General features: G+C 66.7%; 14 protein-coding genes. 12 read left to right on the top strand and 2 right to left on the bottom strand.

The genetic code is table 11. The features are described 5' to 3' along the window. On the bottom strand, window positions 1–219 hold a 219-nt coding region (locus OC159_RS18290), incomplete at its 3' end, for a transposase (RefSeq protein WP_265502633.1). Window positions 220–1132: 913 nt separating this feature from the next. Between OC159_RS18290 and OC159_RS18285 the strand changes: the two genes are divergently transcribed. Next, window positions 1133–1288, top strand: a complete 156-nt coding sequence (locus OC159_RS18285; RefSeq protein ID WP_265502632.1) for a hypothetical protein — start codon at window positions 1133–1135, stop codon at window positions 1286–1288. A gap of 290 nt (window positions 1289–1578) precedes the next feature. On the opposite strand, the gene OC159_RS18280 is transcribed toward OC159_RS18285, so the two are convergent. Further along, on the bottom strand, window positions 1579–2280 hold the full coding sequence (locus OC159_RS18280; protein WP_265502631.1) for a GntR family transcriptional regulator: 702 nt from the start codon (window positions 2278–2280) through the stop codon (window positions 1579–1581). A gap of 215 nt (window positions 2281–2495) precedes the next feature. Between OC159_RS18280 and OC159_RS18275 the strand changes: the two genes are divergently transcribed. From OC159_RS18275 to OC159_RS18225, 11 genes are all read left to right on the top strand, one after another. Then, on the top strand, window positions 2496–3389 hold the full coding sequence (locus OC159_RS18275) for a sugar phosphate isomerase/epimerase family protein (RefSeq protein WP_265502630.1): 894 nt from the start codon (window positions 2496–2498) through the stop codon (window positions 3387–3389). Continuing rightward, window positions 3386–5104: a dihydroxyacetone kinase family protein gene (locus OC159_RS18270; protein ID WP_265502629.1), complete on the top strand. Its 1719-nt coding sequence runs from the start codon at window positions 3386–3388 to the stop codon at window positions 5102–5104. The genes OC159_RS18275 and OC159_RS18270 overlap by 4 nt, the downstream gene beginning before the upstream one ends. Window positions 5105–5162: 58 nt before the next feature. After that, window positions 5163–6221, top strand: coding sequence for a PdxA family dehydrogenase (locus OC159_RS18265; RefSeq protein WP_265502628.1), 1059 nt, complete (start codon window positions 5163–5165; stop codon window positions 6219–6221). 53 nt (window positions 6222–6274) lie between these two features. Beyond that, window positions 6275–7267, top strand: a complete 993-nt coding sequence (locus OC159_RS18260; protein ID WP_265502627.1) for a tripartite tricarboxylate transporter substrate binding protein — start codon at window positions 6275–6277, stop codon at window positions 7265–7267. 94 nt (window positions 7268–7361) lie between these two features. Continuing rightward, entirely contained in the window at window positions 7362–7874 is a 513-nt protein-coding gene (locus OC159_RS18255; protein ID WP_265502626.1) for a tripartite tricarboxylate transporter TctB family protein, read from the top strand. Between the two features lie 12 nt (window positions 7875–7886). After that, window positions 7887–9392 carry a tripartite tricarboxylate transporter permease gene (locus OC159_RS18250; protein ID WP_265502625.1) on the top strand — a complete coding sequence of 502 codons (1506 nt, stop codon included), beginning with the start codon at window positions 7887–7889 and terminating at the stop codon, window positions 9390–9392. Window positions 9393–9444: 52 nt separating this feature from the next. After that, entirely contained in the window at window positions 9445–10833 is a 1389-nt protein-coding gene (locus OC159_RS18245; protein ID WP_265502624.1) for an NAD(P)H-dependent oxidoreductase, read from the top strand. Between the two features lie 19 nt (window positions 10834–10852). Continuing rightward, window positions 10853–12106, top strand: coding sequence for a 3-oxo-tetronate kinase (gene otnK / locus OC159_RS18240; RefSeq protein ID WP_265502623.1), 1254 nt, complete (start codon window positions 10853–10855; stop codon window positions 12104–12106). Further along, on the top strand, window positions 12103–12756 hold the full coding sequence (otnC, locus tag OC159_RS18235; protein WP_265502622.1) for a 3-oxo-tetronate 4-phosphate decarboxylase: 654 nt from the start codon (window positions 12103–12105) through the stop codon (window positions 12754–12756). Before otnK ends, otnC begins: the two co-directional genes overlap by 4 nt. Then, window positions 12753–13511 carry a hydroxypyruvate isomerase family protein gene (locus OC159_RS18230; protein WP_265502621.1) on the top strand — a complete coding sequence of 253 codons (759 nt, stop codon included), beginning with the start codon at window positions 12753–12755 and terminating at the stop codon, window positions 13509–13511. The genes otnC and OC159_RS18230 overlap by 4 nt, the downstream gene beginning before the upstream one ends. A gap of 520 nt (window positions 13512–14031) precedes the next feature. Next, complete coding sequence (locus OC159_RS18225; RefSeq protein WP_265502620.1) at window positions 14032–15768, top strand: family 16 glycosylhydrolase; 1737 nt, start codon at window positions 14032–14034, stop codon at window positions 15766–15768. The last annotated feature ends 182 nt before the right edge of the window (window positions 15769–15950 follow it).

Genomic DNA, 15950 nt, shown 5'->3' with positions numbered 1-15950 from the left:
CGCATCCGCCAGCAGACGCTTCAGCCTGCCGTTGTCGCCTTCAAGCGCCTTCAGCCTCCGGGCATCGGACATATCCATGCCGCCATACTTGGCTTTCGGCTTGCAGAAAGTCGCGGAGCTCGCCCAATGACGGCCACAGACTTCCGCAGTTGCCATTCCGGCTTCCTGCTCCTTGATCATGCCAATGATCTGCGCCTCGGCAAAGCGGCTTGTCCTCATGTCGCCTGCTCCTTCATGGCGAAGCGAACTCTACATTGGAGCGAGGGACCGACCGGGAGCAGGTCATCGGCAGGTCAGACAGTATGAGGAAAGCGGCTTTGCTGATGGAGAAAGCCGTGTCCCTGATGGGGACGCTTGCGCCGGACGAACAGATCATCGATATGATCAGCGAGCACGGAGCCGGTATGGGACGCCATCCCCTCAAACGGCATGGGCCGTCCGTGAGCGGTGTCATCCGAAGACGGTGCAGGGTGGGGCGCCAATCCGACAACCATGAACTCCGCGACGCCATGCAAGATCGCGGCGCTTGGCCGCCGGTTCGGCGGATCGGCCCGCTGCAGGAACGCGGCGGCAGGTTGATGAGCCGAAGAAGCTCTATTGGCTCTTTCGCAAGAAAGGACTGTCGGTCGGACGCAGGAGAGCTAGGAAGCGCGCACGCGGCACACGCGCGCCGAGCCGTTCATCCTTGGTCCCGAGCCGGCGCTGGCCGTTGGTCTTCGTAGCGGGCATGGCGCGGGTTCCAGTTCCCGGTCGCGGTCGACGGCTGCTGCCGCGAGGATCCACCACCAGGCGCCGACATCAGCCTCGTCGGGATCCGGCGGCACACGAGCTGGATGCGCCGGCGCGGAATCATTGGATGCCCGCTTGAAGTGATGGGACACCAGTCCCCCCGTCCCTTGAATGGGCCGAGCGAACGACACTGACTGCCACGACGTCAATCCCGGAAAGCCCCAGCGGAATGTCCTCATCGGGTTGCTCAACGGCAGTTCTTACGACTTACCGCTGAACGATGAGATCTTCGCCTGCAGTCGTGAGCACGCGTGATCACGGATGCGCTATTCGGCTGACCTGGCTGCACCGGATTCGACGGCACGCGCGTGTATGGTAAAGAAATGACCCACGAGCCGATGCCATGAGCCAGAACAGAAACGATCAGGACCCAAAGCTCGATCAGGCGCTCGACCGCGTGCGCAAGGATGTCGCGGGGCTGAAGTTGTCGACAACGATCAGGGACCTGTCCCGTCAACTGCGCGAGGCATTGGAAAAGCCGCCTGGACCGAATCGATAACTTTCCTGGGAACAAGCAGACCACCTGCAGGTTCAGCCTGTCCCAGGACGGGCTGCGCACCAATAACCGACGCAGATCGCCAGAAGCCATGCCTGTATTGCCCATTCAGGCTGGCTTCGTCGCGCCCACGACCCGGCGGTCGGCACCCATCGGTCAGCACCCGGCGACGGGGCCGGGACGGCTGGTCCCGGACCGCAAGATGACGTTCCCGACGGTGGCGCACGCGCCTCCGTGGTCAGCGGTTCCGGTCAGACCTGCCGTCCCGGACAAGGAACCCGCCACGGCGGAATTCAGCCGGTTGCACCGACCTGATCCAGATTGTCCCGAACCCTGATCCAGGCCTGTGTCAGATGGAGACCCAGCACATCCGACATGCGTTGCGCATCCCTCGCCTCAAGGGCTTCGATCATGTCCTGATGCTCGGCCACGGCACTGGCCCACTTTTCGGCGCCTTCGTGGCCGATGAAGCGGACCCGTTTCAGCCGCATTTGCAATCGGGCGTGCACGTCTGACAGCGCCTCGTTTCCGGCAAGTGCCACGATCGCGCTGTGGATCGCCTGGTTCAGCTTGTAGTAATCCAGCCGGTTGCCCCGACGATAGCAGTCGATCATCTGGTCGTGCAGCTTGCGGACTTGGGCAATGGCATCGTCGGTGGCAACCTCGCAGGCCCGTGTCCCGGCGTTTTGCTCGAGGATGCGGATCACGTCCAGCATGTCGCAGACTTCCCTGGCGCCGAAGGCCTTGACCACCGCGCCGCGCAGCGGGACCAGTTCGACCAGCCCCTCGCTGGCCAGGAACTTGATCGCCTCTCGCAGCGGCGTCCGTGACACACCCAATTGTGCGCCGACCTGACCCTCGTTCACCCGAGAGCCGGGCGGCAGGTGCCCTTCGATGATCATGTCCCGCAGCCGGTTCAGGATCGCCTCGTGCAGCGAGTGCCGCTCGATCCGCGACTCCGGCAGCGGAAGGTCGTTCTGAACTGGTTGCATCATGCGTGGCATTGGCTCCGTCATCCTGATCATCGCTAAGCGCCGGCAAGGCGCGAGTCAACGGCGTGTTCTGTCTGCTGTATACAGCACACTTGATACAGCTTCCAGGTCGTGCTAGCGATTCGTTCGGGAAAGATGCCGCAGGGGGAGTTGCGGCGAGGATAGGGGGGCAGATGACACAGCGATGGAGCGCGAGCGAATGGCCGATTGCGGCTGCCATGATTCCCTTTCCGGGGCGGCTGCCTGACGGTTCCCTTGTGCAGGACGCCGCGCCCGAGGTCTGGGCCGCGAGCCTCGTCGAGGTTGCGGATGCCGGCTTCGACTGCGTCGATCCCACCGATTCCTGGTTGCGGGTCGCTGATCTGGATACCGTGCGCCGGAAGGAATTCGTCGCGATCTGCGCGGACCTGGGGTTGCGCGTTCCCGCCATCTCGACCTCTCGCCGCAGCGTGATCGACCCGCAGCATGGCGACGAATACCTTGCCTACAGCCACCGCGTGATCGACACCGCCGCAGAACTGGGCGCACGTTATGTCAGCTTCGGCCTCTTTGGTCCGTTCACGCCTGCGCAGCAGAAGGCGCTGTGGTTCTGGACAGAGCAGGGCGTCCTGAACCCGAACGACCCCGCGACCTATCGCCTGGCCGTCGACCGGATCCGGGAGCTTGGCCGCCATGCCGCCGATGCCGGCGTTCAGGTCGCGCTGGAAATGTACGAGGACACCTACCTGGGAACGGCCGCCGACGCCGTGCGCTTCGTCACGGACGTCGATCACCCGTCGGTCAAGCTGAACATCGATATCGGCAACCTGATCCGCCTGCACCGCCCGGTCGAGCCGTGGTCCGCCATGATCGAGGCCTGCGCACCTTTTGCGGGATATTGGCACGTCAAGAACTATTACCGGATCGAGGACCCGTCGGGCCTGGTCATGTCGCACCCGGCGCCGCTGATGGGCGGCACGATCAACTGGCGCGCTGCGATCCAACACGCCCTGGACCTGGGGTTCGACAGCCCGTTCCTGGTCGAACATTACGGTGGCGACGGCCTCGGCGTCTGCGCCGATAACCGTGACTACATCAGACGTATCCTGTCGGGGAGGACAGCCAAAGCATGACCAAGGTCTTCGATCAACCCGATGAATTCGCGGCAACCGCCCTTGCCGGTTTCTGTGCCGCCAATGCCGGGCGCGTGGCCGCCGTGCCGCATGGCGCCGTCCGGGCGGCGCCGGGGCCGCAGGGCAAGGTCGCGCTGCTGGTGGGCGGCGGGTCCGGGCACTACCCGGCCTTCCTCGGCTATGTCGGTGCAGGCCTTGCCGATGCCGCGGTGGCGGGCGACGTATTCGCCTCTCCATCGACCGCCTGGATCCACGGCGTGGCCCGCGCGGCGAACCGGGGCGGCGGCGTCATCATGGGGTTCGGCAACTATGCGGGCGACGTCCTGAACTTCGGCGCCGCAGCCGAGCGGCTGCGCGGCGAAGGGATCGACGCGCGCATCCTGGCCGTAACCGACGACGTCGCCAGCGCCAGCCGTGACGAGGCCTCGAAGCGCCGCGGCGTGGCGGGCGACCTGCTGGTCTTCAAGGTCGCCGGCGCGGCTGCCGAGGCGGGGCTCGATATCGACGCGGTGATGGAAGTGGCCGAGCGCGCCAACCGCGCTTCCGTGTCCTTCGGCGTCGCCTTCGACGGCTGCACGCTGCCCGGCAAGACCGCGCCGCTGTTCACCGTCGAGGATGGTCACGTCGCGCTTGGCCTTGGCATCCACGGAGAGCCGGGCATCCGGACCGAGCGGCTGGTCCCGGCACGCGATCTGGCACGGATGCTGCTGTCGCCGCTGCTGGCGGAACGGCCCCAGGGGCATGACGGCCGCGTTGCGGTCGTGCTGAACGGGCTGGGGCGCACGAAGTACGAAGAGCTGTTCGTCCTCTGGCATCACCTGACGGGGATGCTGGCCGACGCAGGCCTGACCGTGGTCGATCCCGAGGTGGGCGAATTCGTCACCAGCCTCGACATGGAAGGCTGCTCGCTGTCGCTGATGTGGCTGGACGACCACCTGGAAGAATACTGGCGCGCCCCCGCGGATGCGCCCGCCTTCCGCAAGGGAACAGTGGCGAAAGCCGCAGGAGAAACGCGGGCCGCCCCGGCGATGCCCGACGCTGCGACGGAAATCGCACCGGGCTCCGCTGAATCGCAGCAGGTCGGTGCCTGCATCTCGGCGATCATGGACAAGCTGGCGGCGGTCCTGTCCGAGGCAGAGGAAGAGCTTGGCCTGATCGACGCGCAGGCCGGTGACGGAGACCACGGCCAAGGCATGGCGCGCGGCTCGGCCGCCGCCGCAGCCGCTGGACGCGCGGCCGCAACTGCCGGGGCGGGGGCCGCGACGGTCTTGTCTTTGGCGGGCGATGCATGGGCCGACCGGGCCGGTGGAACGTCGGGTGCGCTCTGGGGTGTGCTTCTGCGTGCCTGGGGCCAGGCGCTTGACGACCAGGAACGCCCGTCGCCGCAGACCGTGGCGGCCGGGGCGCAGGCGGCACTCGATGCCGTGGTGCGCTTGGGCGGCGCGAAGGTTGGTGACAAGACGCTGGTCGATGCGCTTGTGCCCTTCGTCGAGACGCTGGCGGCCGAGACGAACGTCGGCAAGACGCTGCCCGAGGCCTGGGAGCGTGCCGCCGCTGCCTCGACCGCCGCTGCCGAGGCGACGGCGCAGATGACGCCGCGGCTCGGCCGTGCGCGCCCGTTGGCCGAGCGGAGCCTGGGGCACCGCGACGCCGGCGCGGTCTCCATGGCATTGTCGGCCCGCACGGTGGCCGGCGAACTGAAGACGAACAACTGATGCCGGCCATGGCCGTCGTCACGTTTCAGATGAACCTAGACATGGAAGGGGCTCGCCTATGCGCGTTGCACTAGCGATCGGGGATGCGGGCGGCGTGGGGCCCGAACTGGCGGCAAAACTGCTGACACATGCCGAGCTGCAGGGGCAGGATGTCGTCGTCGTGGGCGATGCCAGCGTTCTTGCGATGGGGGCTCGACATGCCGGGGTGAAGCTGGACCTGCCGGTCGTGTCGGCGGATCAGGTCAGCGACCTGCCGGGCGGCCACGTCCTGCTGGACCTGAAGAACTGCTCTGCGGACGGCGCGCTGCTGGGCCAGTCGTCGCCGGAAACGGGCGCGGCCTCGCTGCAGAACTTCGCCGCCGTGCTGCGGCTGGCGAAGGCGGGCGTTGCCGATGTCGTGATGTTCACGCCGTTCAACAAGCACTCGATGCGCCTGGCCCGCCCCAGCTATGTCGACGAGATCGGCTTCATCGACATGACCCTGTCCAGCGACCGCAGCGGCCGCGAGTTCAACGTGCTGGAAGAGGTCTGGAACGCCCGCGTGACGTCCCACATCCCGCTGCGCCAGGTGGCCGAGACGCTGAGCGTCGAGCGCATCCTGGGCAGCCTGCGCCTGACGGCCGAGGTCATGGCCGGCGCCGGCAAGCCCGGCGCCCGCATCGGCGTCGCCGCGCTGAACCCGCATGCCGGGGACGGCCGCAACTTCGGCCACGAGGACGATGACATCATCGCCCCGGCCGTCGAGGCCGCAGTGGCCGAGGGCATCCCCGCCACCGGACCCGTGCCGTCGGACACCGTCTTCGTGCGCGCCACCCGCGGCGAATTCGACGCGGTGCTGACGATGTACCACGACCAGGGGCAGATCGCGATGAAGCTGATGGGCTTCGACCGCGGCGTCACCCTGATCGCGGGCTATGGTTTTCCGATCGTCACGCCGGCCCATGGCACGGCCTTCGACATCGCGGGAAAGGGCAAGGCCGACCTGGGGGCGACGCTGGAAGCAGCGCGCCTGGGGATCCGGCTTGCCAAGCTGAACCCGGCTCGCGGCAATCCCGTGCCGCTTGCCGAAGGCTGGGCGACCGACAAGGTCGCGCCAAGCCGCGCTGCCGCCGAGTAACCACCGTCATGTCCCGCCCCGGGAGGGGGCGGGATTTTTCTGAGGAGGAAGACATGACCTATCTGAAGACCGCCCTTCTGGCCGCCACGGCCATTGCCGCAGCTGCGCCCGCGATGGCGGAATGGGCGCCGTCGCGCCCGATCGAATTCGTGGTCGCCTCGGGCGCCGGCGGCGGGACCGACAACTTCGCCCGCACCATCCAAGCGACGCTGAACCGCGAAGGCATCATCGACAATTCGGTCGTGGTGCTGAACAAGGGCGGCGGCTCGGGCGCCGAAGCCTTCCTCTATGCGATGCAGAACGAGGGCGACGCCCACAAGCTGATCTTCGGCACCAACAACGCCTACCTGCTGCCGCATGTCGCGCAGATGGCCTATTCGATGGAAAACCTCGACCCGGTCGCCGCGCTGGCGCTGGACGAATTCCTGATCTGGGTCAAGGCCGACGCGCCCTACGAGACCGCGGCCGACTTCATCGAGGCCGCAAAGGCCGAGCCGGGCAGCGTGACCTTCGGCGGCAGTCAGTCCAAGGATACCGACGAGACTCTGGTGTCGCTGATCGAACAGACCACCGGCGCCGAGTTCAAGTACGTCCCCTTCAACGGTGGCGGCGAGGTTGGCGTGCAGCTCGCCGGCGGCCATGTCGACGCGCATGTGAACAACCCCAACGAGGCCCTGGGCCAGTGGCAGTCGGGTGCGATCCGTCCCCTCTGCGTCTTCTCGCCCGAGCGGATGGCCGAGAGCGACCCGATCCATGACGGCAAGGGCTGGCATGACATCCCGACCTGCCAGGAATCGGGCGTCGACATCGCCAGCTATCGCATGCCCCGGACGGTCTGGATGCCGGCGGGCGCCGATGCCGAGGCAAAGGCCTTCTACACCAAGGCCCTGCGCAATGTCGCGGAAAGCGACGCGTGGCAGGAATACCTGAACAAGACCTCGCAGACCGGCGTCTTTCTGTCGGGAGAAGAGCTGAGCCAGTTCATCACCGAGAACGAGACCAGCGCCGTCGAGGTGTTTGCGGCCGAAGGCTGGACCAGCCAGTAACGGCCAGTCACGCCCCTGCCGCCACGGCGGCGGGGGCATTTGCGTCCGGATCGGCGGCAGAGGCCGGTCGACCTGCAGGCGGAGAGGGGGCACCATGACCGTCAGACGTTTCCACGCCGAGATCGGAACGGCACTTGCGACCGGGGCCGTCGGCGCGACCGCCGCCATCGGTGCCGTCGGCCTTGGCTACGGTTGGGAAGAACGCGGACCGCAGCCGGGCTATTTCCCGTTCTATGTCGGCCTGATCCTGATCGCCGCCAGCATCTGGAATATGGTCTCTGCCTTTGCGGCGCACCGTCAGGCGACGGCGCATGCCGAGGCAACCGGCGAGACCGAGGAACCCTTCCTCGAACGCGAGCACCTGGACCGCATCGGCCGCTTCATAGGCGCGATGATCGTCTTCGTCATCGCGACGCTGTTCCTGGGGATCTATGTCGGCTCGACCGGCTACATCGCCTACAGCGCCTGGCGGCAGGGCAAGTACCGCCCGATTTCGGCGCTGGCGATGGGGGCGGGCTTTGCGGTGTCGCTCTATGTGATCTTCGAGGTCATCTTCAAGATCCCCCTTCTCAAGGGTCCGATCGAACCGCTTCTGGGCATCTACTGAGGGGACCTGCCAATGGGCAATTTCGACCTGCTGATGCAGGGCTTCGGCGTCGCGATCACGCCGATGCACCTGCTGCTGATGGTGGCCGGCGTCCTGATGGGGCTGGTCGTGGGGGTCCTGCCGGGACTGGGGGCACCGAACGGCGTGTCGCTGCTGATCCCTCTGACCTTCTCTCTCGATCCGACCTCGGCGATCATCCTTCTGTCGTCGATGTACTGGGGCGCGCTCTTCGGCGGCTCGACCACGTCGATCCTGTTCAACATTCCCGGAGAGCCAAGCTCGGTCGCGACGACCTTCGACGGCTATCCGATGGCGCGGTCAGGGGAATCGACCCGCGCGCTGACGTTGGCCTTCATGTCGGCAGGCATCGGTGCGCTGACGGGCGTCATCGTGATCACGCTGCTGGCGGGGTGGGCGTCGAATTTCGCGCTGCGCTTCGGGGCGCCTGAATATTTCGCGGTCTATTTCCTGGCCTTCGCCGCCTTCATCGGCATGGGCAGCGCCGCACCGATGAAGACGATGGTCGCGCTGACCACGGGCCTGCTCCTCTCCACCGTCGGGATGGACACGATCACCGGGTCCGTGCGCCTGACCTTCGGCTACTCCGAGCTTCTCAGCGGGATCAGCTTCCTGGTGGTCGTCATCGGCCTCTTCGGGATCGGAGAGCTGCTTTCGACGGTGCAAGAGGGGCTGCGCTTCCGCGGCGTCGCATCGAAGATCGACCTGCGCGACGTGCTGAAGACCATCGGCGAACTGCCGCGATATTGGGCGACGTCGTTGCGCTCGGCGCTGATCGGCATCTGGATGGGCATCACGCCCGGCGGCCCGACGGCGGCATCCTTCATGAGCTATGGCATCGCCCGCTCGGCTTCTCGCAAGGGAAAGGCCTTCGGCACCGGCCGGCCGGAAGGGATCATCGCGCCCGAGACCGCCGACCACAGCGCGGGCAGCTGCGCCATGCTGCCGATGCTGGCGCTTGGCGTGCCGTCCTCGGCCACGGCGGCGGTCATGATGGGCGGCCTGATGATCTGGGGCCTGACGCCCGGCCCGATGCTTTTCGCGACCAAGCCCGACTTCGTCTGGGGCCTGATCGCAAGCATGTACGTGTCGAACCTGATCGGCGTCGTCCTGGTGCTGGCCACCGTGCCGATGTTCGCGGCCCTGCTGCGTATCCCCTTCGCCATCATCGGGCCGATGATCGTCGCGATCTGCTTCGTGGGCGCCTACACGGTGTCGAACTCGACCTTCGACCTGTGGCTTGTGCTGCTGTTCGGCATGGTCGGATACCTGTTCAGCAAGCTGGACTACCCGATCGCGCCGCTGGTTCTGGCCATGGTGCTGGGCCATAAGGCCGAAAACGCCTTCCACCAGTCGATGGTGCTGTCCGACGGATCTCTGGCGATCTTCTTCGCCAACCCGCTGGTCAGCGCGATCATGGTCGTGGGCATCGCGCTTCTGGTCGTGCCGAAGCTTCTGGCCTTCGGGTCGCGCTTCCGCCGCCGCATCCCGGTCGAGTGACGGGGCGCGGCCCCCGGGCCGCGCCGCACCCAAGCAGCAACAGCAGGACAACATGGACCATCTGCGATATTTCCGCGGTCTGGGCACTCGCCAGGTCGAATGCGCCATTGTCGGCACCGGGGGCTTCGGCCGCAGCTTCCTGTCGCAGGCGCGGCGGGTTCCGGGTCTGGTCTGCCGCGTGGCGGTCGACCGTGACGCGGGCATCGCGGCCAGCGCACTCGAATCCGTCGGGTACGCGCCGGACCGGATCGCGGCCTGCGCCGACGCCGCAGCGGCCACCGCTGCGTGGGAGGCAGGGCAGGCCATTGCGGCGGCGGACCTGGCCGTCGTCGCCCACCTGCCCGTCGAGGTCGTGCTGGAGGCGACCGGCGACCCCGAGGCCGGCACCCGCCACGCCCGCATGGCGATCGAGGCCGGCACGCACGTCGTCATGGTCACCAAGGAGACCGACAGCGTCGTCGGGCCGATCCTGGCGCGCATGGCGACAGGGCGGGGGGTGGTCTGCTCTCCGGTCGACGGGGACCAGCCCAGCCTGCTGATCGGCCTGATCACGTGGGCGCAGGCCATAGGGCTGACCATCATCGGCGCGGGCAAGTCGAGCGAATACGACTTCGTCTTTGATCCTGCAACCGACCGCATCACCAGCAACGGCGTCACGGTGCCTGCGCCCGGCTTCGGCGGCTGGATCGATGCCGGGGGCCGCCCCTGGGCCGATGTCGTCCAAGCGCGCGCCAGGCTGGCGCGCCTGCCGCAGCGGGCGGTTCCCGACCTCTGCGAGATGGTCGTCGTGGCCAACGCCCTTGGCATGGGACCTGACCGTCCGGACTATCACGCGCCCATCGCCCGGATCACGGAAATCGCCGACCTGATGGCGCCGGTGGCCGACGGCGGGTTGCTGCGGGGCAACGGGCCGCTTGATGTCTTCAACTGCCTGCGCCTTCCGGGCGAGCCGAGCTTTGCCGGCGGAGTCTTCGTCACGGTCGCCTGCGACGACGATGACAGCTGGCAGATGCTGCGCGAGAAGGGCCATGTCGTGGCCCGGAACGGCCGCACGGCGATGATCGGCATCCCGCGCCACCTGCTGGGGCTCGAGGCTGCCACCACCGTCTTCGAAGCCGCGCTGCTGAACGTGTCGTCGGGGACAGCGCACCCGCGTCCGATGATGGACCTGACGGCGCATGCCGACGTCGACCTGACGGCGGGCAGGCTGCTGGTGGCCGAGGGGCATCACCACACGATCGACGGAGTTTCGGGGCGGATGATGCCGGCGCAGGTGCTGGGGGACGAGGCGCCGATCCCGTACTATCTTCTGTCGGGCTGCCGACTGAAGCGGGACGTGCCGGCCGGCCGGATCATCCGCTGCGGCGATGTCGATCTGGACGAGGGGTCCGAGATGTACCGCCTGCGCATCGCGCAGGATGCCGTCACGGACTGGGACTGAGGAAAGGGAGGGGGACGACATGCTTCTGGGCTGCATCGGCGACGACTTCACGGGGTCGTCGGACCTGGGCAACACGCTGGTCAAGGCGGGGATGCGGACGGTCCAGTATTCCGGCACGCCGTCGCAACCCGCCGACCCGTCGGTCGAGGCCGGGATCGTCGCGCTGAAGTCCCGGTCGATCCCCGCAGCAGAGGCCGTGCGCCTGTCGCTGCAGGCGTTGGAGTGGCTGCGAGAACAGGGGTGCCGCCAGATCCTGTTCAAGTACTGTTCGACCTTCGATTCCACGCCCGCGGGCAACATCGGTCCCGTGGCCGATGCGCTGGCCGATGCGCTAGGCGCGGACCGCGTGATCTTCTGCCCGGCCTTCCCGGCGGCCGGACGCACGATCTATCAGGGGCACCTGTTCGTGGCGGACAGGCTGCTCAGCGACAGCGGAATGGAACATCACCCGCTCACCCCGATGACGGACCCGGATTTGCGCCGCTGGCTGGGGCTGCAGACGAGCCGTGTCGTCGGGCATCTTCCGGCCGCCGCCGTCTGGCAGGGCCCTGATGCCGCCCGCGCGCGGCTGGATGCCGAGGCCGAAGCGGGCCGTCCCTACGTGATCGCCGACGCCATCCGGGATCAGGACCTGCTGACCCTGGGTCGCGCCGCGGCGGACCTGCCGCTGATCACCGGCGGATCCGGGGTCGCGCTTGGGCTGCCTGTCAACTTCCGCGCACAGGGCCTCTTGAACTCTGCCCTGCCGGCGTGGCGCGGCGAGGCGGGTCTGGTCGCGGCGCTATCAGGCTCGTGTTCGCGCGCGACGCGCACCCAGGTGGCGCGTCACGTCGCGTCCGGCGGACCGGCTCTGGAGATCGATCCTGAAGCCGTTCTTCAAGGCCACACCACGGCGGACGACGCTGCCAGTTGGGCGCTGGCGCAGCAGGGGCTGCCGCTGGTCTATTCCTCGGCCGATCCCAAGTCGGTGCAGCAGGTCCAGAAGCTTCACGGCAGCGGCGAAGTGGCCGCACGGCTGGATGCCTTCTTCGCGGCTACCGCACGGCTGTTGGTCGCTGGCGGCGTTACCCGGCTGATCACCGCGGGCGGCGAGACGTCCGGTGCCGTGGTCGAGGGGCTGAACCTCTCCAGCCTCGAAATCGGGCCAGAGATCGACCCCGGTGTCCCGGCGATGCGGGCGGGGGACCGCTTGGTCCTGGCGCTCAAGTCCGGCAACTTCGGGGCAGAGGACTTCTTCGCCAAGGCCGCCAACCTCTTGGGGAACGGGACATGAGCGCCGAGACGCAGCTTCGCGACAAGCTCTGCCTTCTGGCCGGGTCCATGTTCGACCGCGGGCTGACGGCAGGCTCCAGCGGCAACATCTCGGTCAGGACCGAGGACGGGGGGCTGCTGGTGTCGCCGACGGGAACCAGCTTCGGACGACTGGACCCGGCGCGCCTGTCGCGCTTCGATGCCGCCGGCCACCACATCGACGGCGATAAGCCCACGAAGGAGATGCCGCTGCACAGCGCGTTCTATGAAACGCGCAGCCGGACGGCGGCGGTGGTGCACCTGCATTCCTGCCACGCCGTCGCGCTGTCGACGCTGCCCCAGACGGACGAGGACGACTTCCTGCCGCCGATCACGCCCTATGCGCTGATGCAGCTGGGCCGGGTAAAGCTGCTGCCCTATTTCCGGCCCGGCGATCCTACGATGGGCGATGCCGTTCGGGGCCTTGCAGGCCGCCGATCAGCGGTGATGCTGGCGAACCACGGGCCGGTGGTGGCCGGGCTCGACCTCGAGGCCGCCTGCAATGCCATTGAGGAGCTGGAGGCCACCGCTCGTCTGGCGATGCTGCTGCGCGGCACGACGCCGCAGATGCTGTCGCCGCAGCAGGTGGCCGAGCTGGTGCGCATCCACGAGGTCGCCTGGGGCGAGGCATGACCCGGTTCTCGGCCAATCTTGGGTTCCTCTGGGCGGAACTGCCGCTGCCGGATGCCATCGCCGCTGCCGGTCGAGCGGGTTTCGCGGCGGTCGAATGCCATTGGCCCTATAGCACGCCGCCGGCAGAGGTGCGCGCGGCGCTGGAGACCCCCGGCCTGCCCATGCTGGGGCTGAACACCCTGCGCGGCCAACCGGGTGAGAATGGGTTGGCGGCGCTGCCCGGACGCGAAGATGACGCCCGTGCCGCCATCGACCAGGCCATCGCCTATGCGCAAAAGATCGGCTGCGGCGCGATCCACGTCATGGCCGGACGTGCCGAGGGTCCTCTGGCCGAAGAAACCTTCCTGCGCAATCTCGACCACGCGTGCCGGGCCGCACCCGACATGACGATGCTGATCGAGCCGCTGAACCATCGCGATGCGCCGGATTATTTCCTGACGCAATCCGATCAGGCAGCGGCACTGATCGAACGCGCGGGACATGCGAACCTGCGCATGATGTTCGACTGCTATCACGTCCAGATCACCGAGGGCGAGGTCGCGCGCCGCTTGCGGACGCACCTGCCGCTGATCGGCCATGTGCAAATCGCCTCGGTTCCCGATCGCGGTGCGCCGGATCACGGGCTGCTGGATTACGGCCCGATATACGAACTTCTGGACGATCTGAACTGGCAGCGACCTGTGGGTGCTGAGTATCGCCCGATCGGCCCGACGGACGACACCCTAAGCTGGCTGGCTGCGGCGTCGTTGCGCTGACCCTGCCATCGGTCAGCACCCGGGCCTTCAGGCGTATCTCGGCAGATCCGGGGACGGCCCGAGCGGCGAAACAGGGTTTGCAACGCGATTTCTACCTGAAGACGGCAGGGGGGGCGGGTGATCCATCATGAATCCGATCGGCATCGCCACCTCCGGCAGACTTGCGACACGCCGGGCCGCCTGACGCAGCGGCGGGCCAAGGGAATTGCTTTTTGACGAGGCAGAACTGGATTGCACTCTCTGAGGCGGTCTCTTGATGGATACGCCTGACAATCGTCCCAGTGGCCCAAGTCATTCCGCAGCTCCAGCAGACATTCTGGTTTGATGCGATAATGTCGCTGGACCCTCTCTGGTCTCCGAATTTGCAGCTGTAGCAAAAGCGCAACATGAACATCACTCAACCTGGGGTTGTTTGTGGCGCAAAATCCACTATCTGTCCCGCATGCCCCGGACAGCGCCGTCGCGGGACTGCCCGCTTGGCGGGGATCTGCTCTGATCGCACAACCAGAGGCTCAGGCACATGACCGGCGAAGCTTTGTCGCAAAATTCCGCATTCGATCTCTATGAACTGGGGGAAGAGTTCACCCAGGACAGTTGGCTGATTTCGGACTGGGCAGCGGGGCAGTCGAACCTCCTGCAGTGGTCGCCGGACAATGTTCGCGTTGCAGCCGATGGGGCCGTCGAACTCGTGCTGGACCGCGCCTCAAGCGACAACGCACGACCTTTCGACGGAGGAGAAATCCAGTCAGCCGAGGTGGCGACGACAGGCACCTGGAGCTGGACCGCCCAAGCCCCCGAGATGGTGCCCGGGGCGGTGTTCGGCATGTTCGCCTACAGGGACGACTGGTCCCGCCAGCCTTGGGTCGAGTTCGACTTCGAGTTCGTCGGCGGTGACACGCGACGGGTCTATCTGGACATCCACATGGAGGACGAGGCCGGCCGCCATGTCACCCTGACCCCACAAGCGCGGAAGCGCGCGGTCATCGACCTGGGATTCGATGCGGCCAAGGGCGAGCATCTTTACGAGGTCACGGTCAAGGATGACAGGGCGATCTTCCGCGTAAACGGTGATGTCGTCGCCGAGTTCACTCCGGCCGATATTGTTGGCGGACATTGGAATATTGGTCCGATGAAGGGCTATGCGGACCTTTGGGCCGTTCCCGAGGCGCAGGAAAGCTGGGCGGGGGAATGGAACGATCCTGGCCGCCCGCTTGTCGCCCGCCTGAGCGGCGGGGACGTTCGCCCCGGCGAGTATGACAGCGGCTTCGTCCCCAAAGGGTCAGGTTCCGGGGCCGATACGGTCATCTTCGACGGTGCCGCGTTGGTGCTGGACGGCAAGGAAGGCAACGACACTCTTGATGCGACCGACGCGGGCGGCGTCACCATCGACCTTGGCAAGACCGGTTCGCAGCAGACCGGTCAGAGCCAGGTGAGCATCCTGAACTTCGAGAATGTTACTGGCAGCGCCGAGCGGGATCGGATCTATGGCGACAATGCGGACAACCTCCTGGCCGGGAACGGCGGCAACGATCATCTTGAAGGTCGCGCGGGTGATGACACACTCGACGGCGGATCGGGCAACGATACGCTGACCGGAGGAGGCGGCAATGATCAGCTTCTGGCCGGGTCTGGCAATGATCTCCTGTATCTGAACGGCGGCGATGACCTGATAGATGGCGGTGCGGGCATTGACCGGATCGCGATCAGCGGCTCTCGTGGGGCCGCCATCGACCTTGGCCTGACCACAGTGCAGAACACGGGCTGGGGCAACGACGTCATCCGCAACATCGAGACGGTTCAGGGCGGGCACGGCAACGACCGGCTGACCGGCAACGCGTCGTCGAATCTTTTCACGGGCGGTGGTGGCAACGACACATTGGCAGGGGGCGGGGGCGCTGATCGGCTGGACGGCGGGGCGGGCGCCGATCTGCTCTCGGGCGGCGGCGACCAGGCGACCGACGTTTTCATTTTCGATTTTGCCACGGACAGCACCCCAGGTGAGGACCACGACGTGATCTGCGATTTCATATCGGGAGTCGACCTGATCGACCTGTCCGACGTGGACGCGAACGACGGCCAGCACGGCCTGCAGTCGTTGAAGCTCACCAAAGACGTCGGTTCGGCGCATGCGGTCTGGACCATCGTCACGGGCAACGACATGCTCGTGCAGGCCGACGTGACGGGCGACGGCCGTGCCGATTTCGAACTGCTCGTGATGCAGACGGCAAAGCTGGACGAGGGTGACTTCCTGCTCTGACAGATGCTTCCGATGCGGCTGGATTATGTGACTTGCAACTGCGGGTCGGCTTTCTGCATGCCTTAACAGGCCGCTGAAAAAGTCGGCTCTCGACGCGGTTTGCGGAACATGATTCACCCTTGGCACGACAATGGCGGGGGTGATGATGCGTGGGGCGGACAATACGAGCGGATCGCTGTTCA

It is taken from the genome of Paracoccus beibuensis (assembly GCF_026162625.1).
GTDB lineage: Bacteria > Pseudomonadota > Alphaproteobacteria > Rhodobacterales > Rhodobacteraceae > Paracoccus > Paracoccus beibuensis.
The sequence above is the reverse complement of the archived record's forward strand: the minus strand, read 5'-3'. Positions and strand labels throughout refer to the sequence as shown.

What these genes read in the sequence shown, in the direction of transcription:
- otnC (WP_265502622.1), top strand. Translation starts at nt 12,103, where the DNA reads ATGAGCGCCGAGACGCAGCTTCGCGACAAGCTCTGCCTTCTGGCCGGG.
- OC159_RS18285 (WP_265502632.1), top strand. Translation starts at nt 1,133, where the DNA reads ATGAGCCAGAACAGAAACGATCAGGACCCAAAGCTCGATCAGGCGCTC.
- OC159_RS18280 (WP_265502631.1), bottom strand. Translation starts at nt 2,280, where the DNA reads ATGATGCAACCAGTTCAGAACGACCTTCCGCTGCCGGAGTCGCGGATC.
- OC159_RS18230 (WP_265502621.1), top strand. Translation starts at nt 12,753, where the DNA reads ATGACCCGGTTCTCGGCCAATCTTGGGTTCCTCTGGGCGGAACTGCCG.
- OC159_RS18270 (WP_265502629.1), top strand. Translation starts at nt 3,386, where the DNA reads ATGACCAAGGTCTTCGATCAACCCGATGAATTCGCGGCAACCGCCCTT.
- OC159_RS18250 (WP_265502625.1), top strand. Translation starts at nt 7,887, where the DNA reads ATGGGCAATTTCGACCTGCTGATGCAGGGCTTCGGCGTCGCGATCACG.
- OC159_RS18275 (WP_265502630.1), top strand. Translation starts at nt 2,496, where the DNA reads ATGATTCCCTTTCCGGGGCGGCTGCCTGACGGTTCCCTTGTGCAGGAC.
- OC159_RS18265 (WP_265502628.1), top strand. Translation starts at nt 5,163, where the DNA reads ATGCGCGTTGCACTAGCGATCGGGGATGCGGGCGGCGTGGGGCCCGAA.
- OC159_RS18260 (WP_265502627.1), top strand. Translation starts at nt 6,275, where the DNA reads ATGACCTATCTGAAGACCGCCCTTCTGGCCGCCACGGCCATTGCCGCA.
- otnK (WP_265502623.1), top strand. Translation starts at nt 10,853, where the DNA reads ATGCTTCTGGGCTGCATCGGCGACGACTTCACGGGGTCGTCGGACCTG.
- OC159_RS18225 (WP_265502620.1), top strand. Translation starts at nt 14,032, where the DNA reads ATGACCGGCGAAGCTTTGTCGCAAAATTCCGCATTCGATCTCTATGAA.
- OC159_RS18255 (WP_265502626.1), top strand. Translation starts at nt 7,362, where the DNA reads ATGACCGTCAGACGTTTCCACGCCGAGATCGGAACGGCACTTGCGACC.
- OC159_RS18245 (WP_265502624.1), top strand. Translation starts at nt 9,445, where the DNA reads ATGGACCATCTGCGATATTTCCGCGGTCTGGGCACTCGCCAGGTCGAA.